Source organism: Patiriisocius sp. 208BN25-11 (genome assembly GCF_058147145.1).
Window position 1 is genome coordinate 1 of record NZ_JBYVJY010000142.1, and the last position, 236, is coordinate 236.

The window sequence follows — 236 nt, forward strand, 5'->3', positions numbered from 1 at the left end:
GCTGCTGTAGCACAGGTAAAAAATGAAATGCGTAATTTCAACGAAATTCCAGATAGTGTGAAAATTAATTATGCGGGACAACTAGAGAAACAAGAAAAAGAACAAGCTTTTTTAATGAGTGCTTTCTTTAGTGACTTGGGCTTAATATTCTTAATTCTTATCTTCCAATTTAACTCTATTTCAAAACCATTTATTATTATGATTGCTATTTTCTTGAGTTTTATTGGGGTCTTTGG

The 236-nt window shown here is 30.9% G+C and carries 1 protein-coding gene; it reads left to right on the forward strand.

Annotation, left to right across the window (positions count from 1 at the left end; all coding sequences use genetic code 11):
• The coding region (locus tag ACY2RS_RS15900) for an efflux RND transporter permease subunit (RefSeq protein WP_490099627.1) at window positions 1-236 on the forward strand (236 nt) is incomplete at both ends.